This is a genomic window from Flavobacterium sp. 22659 (assembly GCF_052044235.1).
Lineage (GTDB): Bacteria > Bacteroidota > Bacteroidia > Flavobacteriales > Flavobacteriaceae > Flavobacterium > Flavobacterium johnsoniae.
On record NZ_JBQEMU010000004.1, the window covers coordinates 1 to 16,363 of the forward strand.

Below are 16,363 nucleotides of genomic sequence, written 5' to 3' on the forward strand. Positions count from 1 at the left end.
TGAACTGCCCCCAAAAAGTTAGACACTATTTGGGGGCATTTTTATGGAAAGAAAAGTCAAGTACAATTGTGAATTTAAACTTCGTTGTGTAGAAGAAGTTATGAAAAGGCATAACTCGGTTAAAGGCACAGCTAGAGCAAACAAGATAGCTGAAAGCAACCTTACATGCTGGATTAGCCGCTATAATGAATTTGGAATTGAAGGTCTTTTACCAAGGCAGAAAAATAAAGTTTATACTGCAGACTTTAAATTAAAAGTAATACAAACCATTGAAAATAAGTCTTTATCTTTGGATGAAGCCTGCTTGATTTTCAAAATTCCAGCGCAGTCAACCATAATTAGCTGGCAAAGAAAATATGCAAAAGATGATTTGGCAGGCTTAGAACTTAAATCACGTGGCAGACCAGCAGTTATGAATTTTAAGAGAAAGCAACGAAAAACAGACAAACCTTTAACCAGGGAAGAGGAACTCTTAAAGGAGTTAGAGTACCTGCGCGCTGAGAACGAAATTCTAAAAAAGTTCAACGCCTTAGTTCAAGCCGAGCAAGCCAATCAAAACAAAAAGCTCAAACCATAATGGAATTAAGGCATAAGTATGATTTAGATCTTTTGCTAAATTGTATGAACATGGTTAGAAGTACGTATTATTACTATGAAAAGAAAGGTCAGGTAATCGATAAATATCAAGAGATAAAAGATTTAATTAAACAGATTTACAATTATCATAAGGGCAGGTTAGGATATAGACGTATTACTCTATTACTCAAAAAAGAGGGGATTTTAATTAATCACAAAACAGTGCTTCGATTAATGAAATTTTTAGGATTAAAAAGTCTAATCAGAATCAAGAAGTACAGATCGTATAAAGGAGAGCAGGGAAAAATAGCCCCTAATCTACTGCAGCGCAATTTTAAGGCTGATATACCTAATCAAAAATGGGCAACCGATGTGACTGAATTTAATGTTTCTGGCAATAAATTGTACTTATCGCCGATAATCGATCTGTTTAATGGAGAGATAATTAGCTATGAATTATCGCAAAGACCAGTGTTTAATCAAGTTTTAAATATGCTTGAAAAAGCATTTAAAAAAATACCCGATAATACTAATCTGACTCTGCATTCTGACCAAGGATGGCAGTATCAAATGATACAATATCAGCATTTATTAAAGAAAAAAGGAATTATGCAAAGCATGTCCAGAAAAGGCAATTGTCTTGATAATGCGATAATTGAAAACTTCTTTGGAATATTAAAATCAGAGTTGTTTTATCTAAAAAAATACACTTCCATTAATCAATTGAAACAAGAGATTATCGAGTATATAAATTATTATAATAATGACAGGATTAAACTTAATCTAAAAGGAATGAGCCCGATACAATATCGAGCTCATTATTATAAAACTTAATTATTAATTTGTCTAAACTTTTGGGTGCAGTCTAAAGATCTCTTTTTTATTTTAAAATATGTTTCAAAAACGGCTATTTCCCATTCAACAACTTCTCCAAATACTCAACTTTATCTTTTTCAGCTTGCACCAAACGTTCGTAAAGTTCAACAACTTTATCTAAAGGATTAAAAGTACAATTGCAATTGTAAACTGCACTTTGATCTTGAAAAGTATTTCCAATAATATTAAAAACCGCTTCTTCTGAAAAGTTTTTAATTGCTTCAACAGAAACCCCAAGAGCTTTTGCGATCTCAATTAGTTTTTGTTCTTCCACAGTTTCGCTGTTTTCAATAGCTGAAATCGTCTGCTGACTTGTTCCTAAAGCCTGTGCCAGTGCTTCCTGTTTCATATCTTTAAGCTCTCTGATACGGCTTATATTTCTGCCGATATGTTTTGGTTTTGTTGCTGTACTCATAATTCAAAGATATTTAAAATTCTTAAACGAAAATAAATTTCGGTAAAAAACAAAGTTGTTTTTGTAAGATACTATTTTCATAATTTCTATATTAGCCAGCTCGAGAGTAATTACCAATTATTAATCTTATCGTAAAATGGCAGTTTGGCAATATCTTTTAATCGTAGTTCCAGAAGATTCAATCGATAATAATTATGAATGCATTTTTAAAAATAACAAAACAGAATTTTTACCAGAGACTGATGTTTTTTGGAAAAATTTTAATGGCGACATTCCTTCAATCATTTCCGAACTTGATCAAATTATCCCTAAAGCGAATTGGGGAAATGAAACTTATTTAAACTGGAAAGGAAATGGACAAAATGAAGAAGATAATGATGCATGCATTTGTTTAAACGATGATAAAACAAAAATCGAAGAATTTCAATTTAGGATTGATTTGAGGAAACCTTCAAATATTACCAATATTCTTCAATCAATATTGAATCTTTGTGAGAAGCACAATCTTGTATTAATTGACTTAAAAGGAAAAATTTTCGAACCAAAATTAGAAAATGTTTTAGGAAGTATTAAAGCTTGAAATGCTATAAGTTTCATTTCTGATCCAGTAAAGTATTTTGAGAATCTAAGCATATGATTCCATTAACAAAAAGCTTTAAAAATACTTTTCTCAATTCGCAAGACATTTACGGCTTCCCGTAACAAAATGATAAAAAAATAACCGATTTTTACATCGTTAAACCGAGGCTTATAATTTTCAAGCCTCAAAAAATTAAAATCTTAAATTATAATGTACAAAACTACTTTAAAAGTATTTCTTTCTTTTACAGCGATACTATTTATGAGCTGTTCAAGCGAGGAAAATTCAACAACTCCGGAAACAGTAAATGATTCTAGATTACCTGATCAGGAAGTTTTTAAACCTGCTATACAACTGGTTCCCAAAACACTTCTTAATACTACGGCAAAAAACACTGCGAAATCTGCCGAAACATCAAATAAGCATCTTACAAGCGAAATCAGTTATAGAATTAGCAAAGATAATCTTGGAAATGAAATAGAAAGTAATCCATCTGAGAATCGTTATTCTTATGATAATAAAGGACGACTTCAATCTATAGACAGGTACAGAAATAATGCATTCGTGGGAAATATCTCGAAATTTGATTTTAACGATGCTAATAAAGTAATCAAAACATACTATGCAGATATCGTAGCCGAAATCAATAACGGCGGTTTTATTTCTAAAGTAACTTCTACTGACGGAACAGTTACAGATATTTTCTACGACGAAATAGGACGTGACATAAAAGAAGTAGAAAACGGAACATATAAGGTATATCTTGACGAAATAGATAAAAATGGTAACCTTACTAATCAAACAGCTTATGTAAATGAGCAAAAAACTACTTATATATATAGTTACAAAGGCAATAAGGTTTTTGTAAATATAGAAATGAATCAGAAAAAATACCCAAGAATTGTAAAAGATAATCAATACGAGTTTAAAGATAAAACTACCACTATAACGTATGAACTTACTGTAGATTATACAAAAGCAGGTATATATTCAAGCGAACCAATTTTTAGATGTTATATTTATAACTGGATGCATATATTAGACTGGAAAACTAAAAGTGTTTCTGAAGGTATTACTGAGTATGAAATGAGATACGATTATGAGTATATCTATGACGAAGACGGTTATTTAAAACAATCAAAACGCACAACAACAAATATTTTGAATCCTGATTCACCATTATCAATTACAAAAACAAATTATTGGTACAAATAATATTTTATAAAAGGCTGTAAATTTTAAATTACAGCCTTTTTCATGATACCTATTTAAATGTCAACAAATTAAACAAGAATCGCCTCCAGCTTTAGCTGGAGGTTTTGTTTTGTAAACTAAATTCGGCTTTAGCCAAAAAACTTAAAAGATTAGGCTAAAGCCATTTTTCTTATTTAATTTTGTTCCCACAGCTAAAGCTGGAGGCAATTCAAATTTTATCCAGTTAAAACTGGATACCATTTATATTTATAATACAATCAGATTACCATGATTACAAAAGCAACAATCGAAGACATTCCAGCATTAACAACCTTAATAAATTCAGCTTACAGAGGAGAATCTTCTAAAAAAGGCTGGACAACCGAAGCGCATTTACTAGAAGGAAAAAGAACCGACGAACAAGAAATGACCGAAATCTTTCTTGATCCAAAAAATACAATTCTAAAATTTACAGAAAATGACAAGATTATTGGTTCGGTTTTATTGGTAGAAAAGGGACATCAATTGTATTTAGGAATGCTGACCGTTTCACCTGAACTTCAAAACAGCGGCATTGGGAAAAAACTTTTGGCAGAAGCCGAAAATCATGCAAAATCTCTAGGATTGTCAAGTATTATTATGACAGTAATTTCGGTGCGTGATGAACTTGTGGCGTGGTACAAACGTCATGGTTATGTAGATACAGGAAAACGAGAAGCTTTTCCTGAGAGTGAAATTCATGTAACGGTTTCAGAAGAACCTTTGGAGTTTATATATTTAGAGAAGAAAATTTAGTTTATTTATTTCAGGTTTAAAGTTTAAAGTTTTTGGTAAGATTTGTCATTTCGAAGAAGGAGACCCAAGCGATAGCGAACAGGCGAAGCAAATCTCCACTAGAAGCTCTACAAAGATTGGATTATCGTTGCGGAGTTACTTGCTAGGATTTCTCCTTCGTCGAAATGACAAACTGCAAGGGAACTTTATATAAAATCTTCCCGTCTCAGCTCCCGAATAGCTATCGGGATTGTGAGATTTTCATGTAAAGTGAGACGCACTACAGTGCGTCTCTAAAGAAAACCTTTGTCACTTTGTCACTTTGTTACTCTGAACCTTAACATCTTAGCACCTCCTTTTTATCTTCGAAAGAAACTCGTGAGAAACTCCCAAATACGAAGACAAATTCTTATTGTTTATCGAACTTACCTTTTGCGGATAACGCTCTTTAAAATCAAGATAACGCTGTTTCGAAGTTTTGTTAAGAACATCCAAGAGTCTTTGCTGGATGGCAACATTTGCACGTTCTATCATAAGAACGTGAAACTGCATAATTTTTGGGATTTCTTGAAACAGCTGCGCTTTTTTGATTTTACTGATAACCAAAATTTCGCTGTCTTCAATGGCTTTAATGTTGTAGGTCGTTGGTTTTTGATGGTAAAAACTTTCCAGGTCACACATCCATTCGTCTTCAAACGAAAAGAAAATTACGGTTTCTGTTCCGTTTTCGTTTACAATGTAAGTTTTAAACGATCCTTTTAAAATGAATCCTTCATAACTGTTATGAGAATCCTGAATCTGCAGAAACTGATTTTTCTTTAATTTTACAAGTTCTGCTTTTGAAACAATAATGTTCCATTCTTCATCAGTGAGCGGAACTTTCCTTTCAATGTTTTTTCGTAGTAGGTTGTACATTTTGTGTTTTGTTTAAGGAATAAAAGTGGTTACTCAATTCATTATTAATTAGGGGCTTAAACAATGTAATCGATTACGTAAAAATACACTATTTATGCATTTTTGTAAATTTACAACTGTTAAAAAAACACATTTACAAGATTTTTTTACAAAAGTTTGAACTTGTTCAATTTTTTTTCTACAGATAATTCTGAGTTTTGCGTTGTTAAACTTTTATAAATAACCAAACTTATTATGAACTTAAAATTAAAACTTTCAATGTTTTTACTAACATTGACTTTCGGATTTACAGCATGTAACTCTGAAGAAATTGCTTCGAACACAGAAGCAAAAACTGAAGCAGTAACCGAAACTCCTTCGGGCAATTTAACTGCTAAAATTGGAAACTGTGCCGAAGTTCCTGGCTGGGCTTCTCAAAACGGCGGAACAACCGGCGGAGGTTCTGCTGCCGAAACTACGGTTACTACTTATGCTCAGCTGAAATCGGCTATTGAAAACAGCTCTGTAAAAGTTATTAAAGTTTCAGGAACTATTACAGTTACGACCAGATTATCATTTCAGGATCAAACCGGTAAAACTATTTATGGTGCAAATGGCGCAAAACTGGTTTCGACTAATCAGACAAAAGATGCTTCTGGAATCATCAACATCAAAAGATGTAAAAACATTATCATTAGAAACCTAATTTTTGAAGGTCCGGGTGCTTATGATACTGACGGATGGGACAATGCAATTTTGGACGAATGTACAAACGTTTGGGTTGACCACTGCGAATTTAGAGATGGTGTTGATGGAAACTTCGACATTAAAAACAAATCTGATTATATTTCGGTTACGTATTCTAAATTCCATTATCTAAAACCGCCAAAAGCTGGAGGTTCTGGAGGATCTGATGATCACAGATATTCAAACTTAATTGGTTCAAGCGACGGTGCAACTGGTGACCGCGGAAAATTGAGAATCACTTTTGCAAGATGCTGGTGGGCTCCTGGATGTAAAGAAAGAATGCCTAGAGTACGTTTTGGGAAAGTGCATATCGTAAACAGTTTCTTTAACAGTACAGTAAGCAACAAATGCATCGCTGCAGGTTTTGAAGCTGATATTCGCGTAGAAAGCAATGTTTTTGAAGGCGTAAAAACACCAATCGATTTAATGACAGGTTTTACTGCTGTTACAGCAACAGACAACGTATTTACAAGTGTATCAGGAAATCAGGCTGGAAGCGGTACCGCTTTTACACCGCCTTATTCTATCGTAAAGCTTAATAAAACAGCTGTAAAAGCCGATATTTCTGCTAACGCAGGAGCAACTTTGGGCGGTAACATTTGCGGCTCTTTCTAATAAACTCTGGATAGCAAAAAAATGAGTTAGTTTTAGTTTCTAAAACCACGGATTGCAGTAATGCAGTTCGTGGTTTTTTATTTTTTTCCACAAAGACACAAGGACATAAAGTTTTTATTTAATCTCGTAATCACGATAAGCGTTGGCAGAAAGGACAAAAAATTTTTCACGCAGATTTAAAAAGATTTAAGCAGATTTTAAATAGATGAATTTATTAAATTAAATCTGCGTAAATCTGGAAAATCTGCGTGAAACAAAAATCATTTTAATCCCTTTAATCTGTGGCAAATACCTAAACGCATTGGAGTGCATCACAGAAAACCTTAGAATCTTAGCATCTTAGAACCTCAGCCCCTTTTAAAGCACCAACTCTTCAAACAATCTCTGAATGGTTTTCTCTAAATCCTGACACAAACCCGGATGAGGTCTTGAAGTTTGTATTGCCGAACTTCTAATAGCTGTTAACCATCTAAAACGCTCCGGAATTTCAAATTCAGCAATTGGACCGCCGTCTTTGGCTCCGTTTGCAATTTTCTCCAATGAGGTTAAATTGCATTCTAATTGTTCGATGTCAAAATCAGAAGAAAGCGCTTGTATTTTTTCTTTATTAAGATGAAAAAGCACTTTAATAAACTTGGCTTTTTTGCAGAATAAAATGATTCCGATATTTAGGAATTCTTCGCGTTCTACCCTTGGCACAACACGAATCACAGCATATTCGTATAAGTGGTTATCTTGCATTTTGAGCCTGATTTACAAATAATTCTGAATTCTCTAATCTTGTTTTTAAAAACTGCAAATAAACGTTTCGCAAACCTTCTGGTGTCTCATCTGCATCTTCCCACTGCAGCCAGTCTAGCGGAATTGTATTGACAATTTCTTCTAAAATTTCCGGCGTTAAAATGGCTTTAAAATCAGCGTCGACTTCTTTTAAAAGCGAAGCCTGAGGCAGTAAAACGTGATCCTTTATCAATGCAAACGGACTTTTGGCATGCTGTTCCCAGTTGTTCCATGAATGATGAAAATACAAACACGCTCCGTGATCGATCAACCATAATTCTTTATGCCAAATCAACATATTGGTATTTTTAAAAGTTCTGTCAACATTGGTAATATAAGCATCCAGCCAGACAATCTGCGAAGCTAATTTTGCATCGACAGTTGTTACGGCAGGATCAAAAGTTATTGCGCCGGATAAAAAGTGAAGCGCAAGGTTTAATCCCTGACTCCCCTGCAGTAAATCCTGAATTTCTTCATCGGCTTCGGTTCTTCCAAAAGCTTCGTCGAGATTTGCGAATACTAATTCTGGTAATTGTAGTTTTAAAGCTTTTGCAATTTGTCCGCCAACTAATTCGGCTATAAGGGCTTTTACACCGTGACCGGCTCCCCTAAATTTTAATACATATTTAAAATCGTCATCAGCTTCTGCCAAAGCAGGTAAAGAACCTCCTTCGCGCAGCGGCGTTATATAACGCATGACATTTACTGTTCTTAAGTCGAAATTTTTCATATTACAAACTTAATGATTTTAACCGCAAAGAGCGCAAAGGTTTACGCAAGGTTCGCAAAGTTTTAATCTCGCAAAGGCGCAGAGTCGCAAAGAANTTGCGACTCTGCGCCTTTGCGAGCAAATTCTGCATTAAGATAAAAATACTTGTATCCTTTGCGTAAACCTTTGCATACTTTGCGGTTAAATTAAACTCAGAAAAGCTTTTCCTAAATACTTAATAATTGTAGAAGCAGTAAAAGATTCGTAACCTGTTTTGGGTAAAGCTAAATCAGCTGTTAATCCATGAAGATAAACTCCTAATTTTGAAGCGTATTTAGGTTCATAACCTTGCGCTAAAAGACTGGTGAGGATTCCGGTTAAAACATCGCCGCTTCCTGCTGTTGCAAGTGCCGCGTTTCCGGTTGTATTTTCGTAGACTGAAGTTCTGTTTATTATAAATGTCGGTGCACCTTTCATGACAACAATGATTTTATATTTTTCTGAAAAAGCGATTGTTTTTTGAAATTTTTCGGCTTCAGAATTCCATTTGCCTATCAGGCGTTCTAATTCTTTTGGATGAGGTGTTACTATTGTGTCTTCGGGAACTAATTCTAACCAGGATTGGTTTTCTGCTAAAATATTCAATGCGTCTGCATCTATAACTAATGGCGCTTTGTTGATTCTTAAAAATTCGAATAAAGCTTTTTGTGTTCCGAGTTCTTTTCCTATTCCGGGTCCAATTCCAACAGCCTGAGGCTGTAATGGTAAATGAATACTGGTTATAAAATTGGCATTTTCGTCTGTCACGGTCATTACTTCGGAAATGGAAATTTGAAGGATTTGATAACCGCATTTTGGTATAAAAGTCGTTACGAGTCCGCAGCCAGATTTTAAGCAGGATTTTGAGGCCAGAACTCCTGCTCCAATTTTGCCATAACTTCCGGCAATAATCACGGCATGTCCTTGAATTCCCTTATGTGTGTGCGGATTTACGGGTTTATAAATCTTTAAAATTTCTTCTTTATTGATTAAAAACGGAGACTTCATTTGATGGCTTTTTATTTTAAACACATAGAATCATAGTTTTTTCTTTGCGGATAAAGGCGTTTCACTTATTTTAATAAACATAGCTAAACTTGAAAAAGTATGACTTTATATATATTAAAGTTACATAAAAAATTGAAAGCATAAACGTTTCTTTCTAACGGTCACCTCTAGCCCTGATAGCAGCGGCATCCTTTTTGTTTTTTCTTTAAAAACAAAAAGATATAGCGGATAGCAGGAAATAGCTCCTAATTATTGCGAAATTTATAATTTAAGGCATTCTAATTAGATATTTTTTGAATAGATTTGCAAAACAATTTTATAAAACAACACAATGAAAAATACTGCGCTTACGCACATACATGAGAGTCTGGGAGCGAAAATGCTGCCTTTTGCAGGTTATAACATGCCTATTACATACGAAGGTGTAAATGCTGAACATGAAACGGTTCGTAATGGTGTGGGGGTTTTTGATGTTTCGCACATGGGAGAATTTTTGCTTACTGGTCCAAATGCATTGGCATTGATTCAAAAAGTAACTTCAAATGATGCTTCGACGTTGACAATTGGAAGAGCGCAATATTCTTGTCTGCCAAATAATGAAGGCGGAATCGTTGACGATTTGATTATTTATAAAATGAAAGAAGAGCAGTATTTACTAGTTGTAAATGCTTCGAATATTGAAAAAGACTGGAACTGGATTTCCTCTTATAATGATTTGGGAGTTGAAATGAGAAATCTTTCTGATGACTATTCTTTATTGGCAATTCAGGGACCAAAAGCAGTTGAAGCTATGCAGGCTTTAACTTCTGTAGATTTATCTGCGATTACGTATTACCATTTTGAGGTAGGCGATTTTGCCGGAATCGAACATGTAATTATTTCTGCTACAGGTTATACTGGTTCTGGCGGATTTGAAATTTACTGTAAAAACAACGAAGTAGAACAAATCTGGAATAAAGTTTTTGAAGCTGGAGCTGCTTACGGAATCAAACCTATTGGTCTTGCAGCACGTGACACTTTGCGTCTTGAAATGGGATTCTGTTTATACGGAAATGATATTAACGATACTACTTCTCCACTTGAAGCTGGTCTAGGATGGATTACTAAATTTACAAAAGATTTTACAAACTCTGAAGCTCTTAAAAAACAAAAAGAAGCTGGTGTTGCCAGAAAATTAATTGCTTTTGAAATGCAGGAGCGTGCAGTGCCAAGACACGATTATGAAATTGTTGACGGCGAAGGAAATGTTATTGGAATCGTAACTTCTGGAACTATGTCGCCTTCTATGAATAAAGGAATTGGTTTAGGATATGTAACGGTAGCAAACAGTGCTGTTGACAGCGATATTTTTATTAGAATCAGAAAAAATGATGTTCCTGCAAAAGTGGTAAAATTACCTTTTTACAAGAAATAATTTTTTAAACATATAATTTTCATAATGCATTACAAGTCAAATTGTAATGCATTTTTTTATGGCAGATTAATTCATTTTAAAGTTAATTCTTTACACATTTCAATCATTAAAGTTTAGATCGAGTATTTATCTGTAAGATTTTTTATAAATAATATAAAATCGTATCAGAAAATAAGCGTAACTTTAATGTACACATTGATGTCAAACTTATGAGAAAATTTTCGACGCTGTTTTTACTGATTACCTCTTTCCTATTTAGTCAAAATAGCGCGGAGACATGCGAAATACTGAACAAAATAAATGCTGTTATCCAAACTGAACATCTAAGACCAAAACCTGTAGATGACAGCTTGTCTGTTTTTGTTTTTGATAATTTAATCAATGAATTAGATCCTTCCCGAAACATTTTCTTTAAAAGTGAATACGACGAATTAGCTGCTAAATATCGTTTAAATATCGACGATTTAATACTTGAAAACGACTGCAGTTTTTTGACTGATATTACAGCAAAATATGTAAATGGATTAATAAGAACAAAGGAAGTTCTTGAAAAAATTCAATCGACTGCTTTTGATTATACAAAGAAAGATACTATTCGCTTTTATAAAAAATCATTCGCTTTTTACCTTAAAAAAGAAGATCTGGAAAAAGTATGGCGTAAAAAACTCCGCTATCAAATCCTGGATGATATAGCCGAAGTAAGTAACAATTTAGATTCCATAAAAACCAACTTTAATTCGATTGAAGCAAAATCCAGAAAACTGATTTTGTCAAATGAAATATGCCGTATAAGCACGCTTTTGGAAACTAAAACAAAACAAGACGAAAATCTGTATAATTTCTTTTGTACTTATTTTGATCCGCATACAGCTTATTTTAGCAATGATTCTAAATCGAGTTTTGTAGCGTCATTATCAAAAGAGCATTTATCTTTAGGAATGACCGTTAATTTAAACGAAAAAAATGAAATTATTGTACACGAAATTGACCCAAATGGTCCTGCTTACCAAACAGGATTGATAAAAAAAGGAGATCAGATTATTTCGGTTTCTAACCATAAAGAAACGCTTCAGGTTTCGTGTGCTTCATTAGAATCTATTTCTACAATGATTATGTCTGAAGCCAATAAAAGTCTTACCCTTACGCTGAAAAGAAACTCAGGCAAAAACTTTGATGTGCATATTGAAAAGCAAGTTATGAAAGACGAAGAAAACTCGGTTTTCAGTTTTATAATAGGCAAAGAAAGTAAAATAGGTTACATAAAAATTCCAAGTTTTTATGCTGATTTAGACGGAAACAGCCGCAAAGGCTGCGCCGATGATGTAGCACGCGAAGTTATTAAACTAGAAAGAGATAATATTAAAGGTCTCGTTATCGATTTAATTGATAATGGCGGCGGTTCTATGGAAGAGGCTATAAAACTGGCCGGAATGTTTATTGATTACGGGCCTCTTTCGATAGTAGTCGATCATACTAAAGAAAAATCGATAATAAACGATCCATACAAAGGACTAATCTACAGAGGTCCAATAGTAGTTTTGGTAAATAGCAACACGGCTTCAGCGAGTGAATTCTTTTCTTCTATTATGCAGGATTACAATAGAGCGCTTTTACTTGGAAGCAGTACGCTTGGTAAAGCTACCATGCAGACTATTCTTTCGCTGGACGAAACTAAAAATACAGATTTCTTAAAAATTACAATCAATAAGTTTTATCGCGTTACTGGAAAAAGCCATCAATATGTTGGCGTTACTCCAGATGTTGTTCTTCCGGAATTTTATGAAGATGTTTATCAAAAAGAAAGTGATTTTCCTACTGCTATTAAAAATGACAGTATTGAATCTGTTCTAAAATACCGCCCTTATGTAAAACGCAGCTTAATTGATAAAATAGCTAAAAACAGTACTTTGAGACTAGCTGACAATTATTATTTTAACGGAATTAAAAAAATCAATCAAAAAATAGATCAGCTGGTTAATACTCCAAAAGCAGAAATTCCGATGACTTTAGATGCTGTTTTTAAACAGAAAAAAGTTGTGAATTCACTTTGGACTGAGATCAACACTTTTAATGACGAGAATAATCCACTGGATGTTTACAACTCTTCTGTAAATCAGCTTTTATTGGGGGTTTATCCAAACGACAAAACAATCAACCAATATCAAATGGATAATTTGAAAACAAATCCTTATCTAAACGAAGCCGTAAATATTATTAATGAGTTTAACGGTTCGAAGTAAGCTCTTTTTTTCAAGTTTGAGGTTTCAAGTTAAAAACTGAGACTGCAAACCTGAAACAAATAGAAAAAAACTTAAATTTTGATTTTGGATAAATAAGGAATAACCTTTATTTTTGCAACACAAAACTAAAAATTAGAAATGGGAAGAGCGTTCGAATTTAGAAAAGGAAGAAAAATGAAACGTTGGTCTGCAATGGCCAAAACATTTACCAGAATTGGTAAAGACATCGTTATGGCTGTTAAAGAAGGCGGTCCTAACCCTGACGCCAATTCTAGATTAAGAGCTGTTATACAAAACGCGAAAGCAGCCAACATGCCAAAAGACAATGTTGAGCGTGCAATAAAAAATGCAAGTAACAAAGATACTGCAAACTATAAAGAGATTTTATTTGAAGGATATGCTCCTCATGGAATTGCTATTTTGATCGAAACTGCATCTGATAACAATAACAGAACAGTAGCAAACATTAGAAGCTATTTTAATAAATGCAACGGTACAATGGGAACTCAGGGTTCTGTTGAGTTTATGTTCGATCATACTTGTAATTTCAGAATTGCAAAAGATGGCATCGATGCTGAAGAATTAGAACTTGAATTAATTGATTTTGGTGCCGAAGAAGTTTTTGAAGACGAAGACGGAATCTTGATCTACGCTCCTTTTGGAAGTTTTGGTGCTTTACAAAAAGAATTAGAAAACAGAGGTCTTGAAATTTTATCTTCTGGTTTTGAGCGTATTCCGCAAATCACAAAAGAATTAACAGAAGCTCAAATCGCTGATGTTGAAAAATTAATCGAAAAAATCGAAGAAGATGATGACGTTATGAACGTTTATCATACTATGAAAGAAGAATAGTTTTTTCTGAAAATACATTATTAAAGCTCCGGATTTTTCTGGAGTTTTTTTGTTTTAGCACGCTTTGGCTTTTTTAAATCAAATAAAAAATTATATTTGCTAATCTTAGAAATAAACTTAACTAAATATAATTTTATGCAAACCTCAAAAATCACAAGATACGCCGTAATATTACTAGTAGTTCTATTTATAGTAATCAGCGTAATCAGCTAGAAAAACAAAAGCCTTCTGAAATTCAGAAGGCTTTTTTATATATAAAAATTACCAATTACTTTTTTGGAGCGCCATTTGTTACTTTAATCAAATAAGTACCTTCTGGTAAATCGGTTATATTAGAAGCGTTGATCCCTGGAATTTGTTTGCCTTGCGAGAAAACCTCAACATTTTTACTCATTTTATAAGATTCAACCGGGGGAACTGCACTTGAAGACGATGAGGTCTTAGCTGGCAGAATAGTTACTTTTCTTGCAGTAGAAACTGGTGCGGTTTCAGTTACTGCCGGAACTGGTTTCGAACTGTTATACGATTCCATAACCTGTTCATCTGTCATTGCTACAGTATATAATTTTAAATCATCAATATCAGCGTTAATACTTGTCGATGTATTAAGTTTTCCGATGTTTAAAATATAACCTTTTGTAGCACGCGAAATTCCTTCGGCACTTTTTATTAATACTCCGTTACGATATACTTTTGAAACATTTCCGTCATACGTGATACTATAAAAATACCAAGTATCTTTTGCAAGCGGAACCGAAGCCACAACATTACCTGCATCTCCCCAGCCTATCAGACTTAAATCTGAATTTCCTCCTGCTGCTGTTTGCTGTGATAAACCAAAATACTGTCCGTTTACTGCCGTACCATAACCTAAAACATAATTAGGCAGTGTTATGGCATTAAATTTAACCCAAACAGAAATTGTTCTTGGTTTATTAGCTTGCGGAAGATCGCCAACCACAGCCTGAAATGCTTTATTATTTAATCGTAAAGCTCCATTTGCTACACCCAGCCTATCTGGAGCAAAAGTTGGCGAGCCTAAAAACGAAATAGAATTGTCAGCACTATTTAAATTTCCATTAAAATTAAATTCCTGAACGGGATTCTGAGCATTCACGCTTAAAAAACTCACAAACAAGAAAGTGAGTAATGTTTTTTTCATATGCAAAAAGAGATTATATGGTATATTTTATATGTTTTTCAATAATCTAAGTCACAGTAAAAACCTTCTGTTTCTTAAAATATTAATTATATTTTTACAAATTTTGTTAAAACTATAATTTTAATTCAACATCACCAAGCGATTCTTACACACAAATATAGAATTCTCACAAAAATAAAAACACACCTTTTTCTGAATCATTTTAACGAAGTACAAAGTTATTTGGGTACTGAAAAATCAAAAAGCCTCCTGAATACCAGAAGGCTTTTTTTCGTGTTCCAAAACCTGATTGCTGCTAAAAAATATAAAAAAACTAACTAACTATTTAAAATTAAAGTAATGACTTATTTTGAAGTAATTTTCTTGCCTGGTGTATTTGTTATTTTCAGCAGATAAGTTCCTTCCGGAAGATCGCTTATAGTAATTGAACTATTATTCCCCAGCACCTTCTGCCCTTGCGAAAACACTTCGATATTTTTTGAACCCGTATTTAAATCAGCAGCTGCAATTATCGAACCTGATCCCGCTGATTTTATATTGGTTTTAGTTTTTACTATTCCTTTTGCAGCTTTTGCTGTAGTTGTTGTTTCTGAAATCGCCGGAATAAGTGGTTTTGAGCTATTATAAGACTCCAAAACCTGTTCATCTGTCAAAGCAATATTATAAATCTTTAAATCGTCTATATCAGCATTGATTCCTACCGCTGTATTGATTTCGCCTAATCTAAATATATTTCCGTTTGTAGAACGCTTTAAACCGCTTATATACTTCAATAACTCACCATTTCTATACATTCTGGAAACAGTTCCATCAAATGTTATCGTGTATTGGTACCAAATTCCTTTTGCTAATGGAGTCGAAATAATAACATCATTACTTGCTCCCCATCCTGCCAGACTTAAATCTGAGTTTGATGATGTTGTACCTTGCTGCAATAAGCCAAAATACTGTGCATTATAAGGCGAGCCGTAACCCCAAATATAATTTGCTGAAGCAATATCATTAAACTTAACCCATAGGCTTATTGTTCTTGCTGTATTGGCCTGAGGCAGATTATCTATTACAGCTTCTAACGCTTTTTTGTTTAGTCTTTGGGCTTTTCCCACTGCTCCAGTCCTATCAGCAACAAAATCATTTGTCCCCATGAAAGAAGTTGTATTAGAGGTATTATTTAAAGTTCCATTGAAATTAAACTCCTGAATTGGATTTTGAGCAGCAACATTCAAATAACTTACAAACAGCAACGAGAGTAGTAATTTTTTCATGACAATAGATTTAAAGGGTTAAAACTAAGTGTGTTAATTTTACACCCGCTAATCTATGTTAATATGCTGTTCGTCGAAAATTTCTTCGTTAAGTAACCTAAAAAATCGTTAAAATAACCAAATTTGATGGTTTTAACTTTAAATCAGATTATTATACTTTAGGATTTTTTATTAAAATAATATATTTTATTCAACCAAAAACACTATTTCTTACGTATTAATA

15 protein-coding genes are annotated in these 16,363 nt (G+C 33.5%); 8 read left to right on the top strand and 7 right to left on the bottom strand.

Annotated features, from left to right (window positions below):
* The first annotated feature begins 43 nt into the window (after nt 1–43).
* Nucleotides 44–1,410 (top strand): IS3 family transposase gene (locus ACTJIW_RS05460; protein ID WP_440718436.1). Its coding sequence is split into 2 segments (ribosomal slippage): nt 44–512 and nt 512–1,410, totalling 1,368 coding nucleotides; the frame shifts between segments, so codons are not numbered across the junction.
* 73 nt (nt 1,411–1,483) lie between these two features.
* On the opposite strand, the gene ACTJIW_RS05465 is transcribed toward ACTJIW_RS05460, so the two are convergent.
* Nucleotides 1,484–1,867 (bottom strand): helix-turn-helix domain-containing protein, encoded by a 384-nt coding sequence (locus tag ACTJIW_RS05465; RefSeq protein ID WP_440715031.1) that lies wholly within the window; start codon nt 1,865–1,867, stop codon nt 1,484–1,486.
* Nucleotides 1,868–2,003: 136 nt separating this feature from the next.
* Between ACTJIW_RS05465 and ACTJIW_RS05470 the strand changes: the two genes are divergently transcribed.
* From ACTJIW_RS05470 to ACTJIW_RS05480, 3 genes are all read left to right on the top strand, one after another.
* Complete coding sequence (locus tag ACTJIW_RS05470) at nt 2,004–2,447, top strand: hypothetical protein (protein WP_440715030.1); 444 nt, start codon at nt 2,004–2,006, stop codon at nt 2,445–2,447.
* A 210-nt stretch (nt 2,448–2,657) separates the two neighbouring features.
* Nucleotides 2,658–3,662 (top strand): hypothetical protein, encoded by a 1,005-nt coding sequence (locus ACTJIW_RS05475; RefSeq protein ID WP_440715029.1) that lies wholly within the window; start codon nt 2,658–2,660, stop codon nt 3,660–3,662.
* 267 nt (nt 3,663–3,929) lie between these two features.
* On the top strand, nt 3,930–4,436 hold the full coding sequence (locus tag ACTJIW_RS05480) for a GNAT family N-acetyltransferase (protein WP_440715028.1): 507 nt from the start codon (nt 3,930–3,932) through the stop codon (nt 4,434–4,436).
* Between the two features lie 324 nt (nt 4,437–4,760).
* Here the strand turns inward: ACTJIW_RS05480 and ACTJIW_RS05485 are convergent, their stop codons facing one another.
* On the bottom strand, nt 4,761–5,330 hold the full coding sequence (locus ACTJIW_RS05485) for a Crp/Fnr family transcriptional regulator (RefSeq protein WP_012024633.1): 570 nt from the start codon (nt 5,328–5,330) through the stop codon (nt 4,761–4,763).
* A gap of 234 nt (nt 5,331–5,564) precedes the next feature.
* Here ACTJIW_RS05485 and ACTJIW_RS05490 point away from each other — a divergent pair, with 234 nt between their 5' ends.
* Nucleotides 5,565–6,671, top strand: coding sequence for a pectate lyase family protein (locus tag ACTJIW_RS05490; RefSeq protein WP_274253022.1), 1,107 nt, complete (start codon nt 5,565–5,567; stop codon nt 6,669–6,671).
* A gap of 357 nt (nt 6,672–7,028) precedes the next feature.
* On the opposite strand, the gene ACTJIW_RS05495 is transcribed toward ACTJIW_RS05490, so the two are convergent.
* The 3 genes from ACTJIW_RS05495 to ACTJIW_RS05505 form a co-directional block, all read right to left on the bottom strand.
* Nucleotides 7,029–7,412, bottom strand: a complete 384-nt coding sequence (locus ACTJIW_RS05495; RefSeq protein WP_012024631.1) for a DUF3037 domain-containing protein — start codon at nt 7,410–7,412, stop codon at nt 7,029–7,031.
* Entirely contained in the window at nt 7,402–8,181 is a 780-nt protein-coding gene (locus tag ACTJIW_RS05500; RefSeq protein WP_440715027.1) for a HipA family kinase, read from the bottom strand. Before ACTJIW_RS05500 ends, ACTJIW_RS05495 begins: the two co-directional genes overlap by 11 nt.
* Before the next feature lie 180 nt (nt 8,182–8,361).
* Nucleotides 8,362–9,207, bottom strand: a complete 846-nt coding sequence (locus ACTJIW_RS05505) for an NAD(P)H-hydrate dehydratase (RefSeq protein WP_440715026.1) — start codon at nt 9,205–9,207, stop codon at nt 8,362–8,364.
* 331 nt (nt 9,208–9,538) lie between these two features.
* Between ACTJIW_RS05505 and gcvT the strand changes: the two genes are divergently transcribed.
* The 3 genes from gcvT to ACTJIW_RS05520 all read left to right on the top strand — a co-directional run bounded on the left by gcvT (nt 9,539) and on the right by ACTJIW_RS05520 (nt 13,713).
* The gene (gene gcvT / locus ACTJIW_RS05510) at nt 9,539–10,621 is read left to right on the top strand and encodes a glycine cleavage system aminomethyltransferase GcvT (protein ID WP_012024628.1); all 1,083 of its coding nucleotides are present in this window, start codon (nt 9,539–9,541) and stop codon (nt 10,619–10,621) included.
* A 209-nt stretch (nt 10,622–10,830) separates the two neighbouring features.
* A complete protein-coding gene (locus tag ACTJIW_RS05515; protein ID WP_440715025.1) occupies nt 10,831–12,861 on the top strand; it encodes a S41 family peptidase in 2,031 nt (676 codons plus the stop codon).
* Between the two features lie 138 nt (nt 12,862–12,999).
* Nucleotides 13,000–13,713: a YebC/PmpR family DNA-binding transcriptional regulator gene (locus ACTJIW_RS05520; protein WP_012024626.1), complete on the top strand. Its 714-nt coding sequence runs from the start codon at nt 13,000–13,002 to the stop codon at nt 13,711–13,713.
* A gap of 268 nt (nt 13,714–13,981) precedes the next feature.
* Here the strand turns inward: ACTJIW_RS05520 and ACTJIW_RS05525 are convergent, their stop codons facing one another.
* Together ACTJIW_RS05525 and ACTJIW_RS05530 are read right to left on the bottom strand one after the other, a co-directional pair.
* Entirely contained in the window at nt 13,982–14,875 is an 894-nt protein-coding gene (locus ACTJIW_RS05525; RefSeq protein WP_440715024.1) for a LamG domain-containing protein, read from the bottom strand.
* Nucleotides 14,876–15,219: 344 nt separating this feature from the next.
* Nucleotides 15,220–16,140 (bottom strand): LamG domain-containing protein, encoded by a 921-nt coding sequence (locus ACTJIW_RS05530; protein WP_440715023.1) that lies wholly within the window; start codon nt 16,138–16,140, stop codon nt 15,220–15,222.
* Nucleotides 16,141–16,363: the final 223 nt, after the last annotated feature.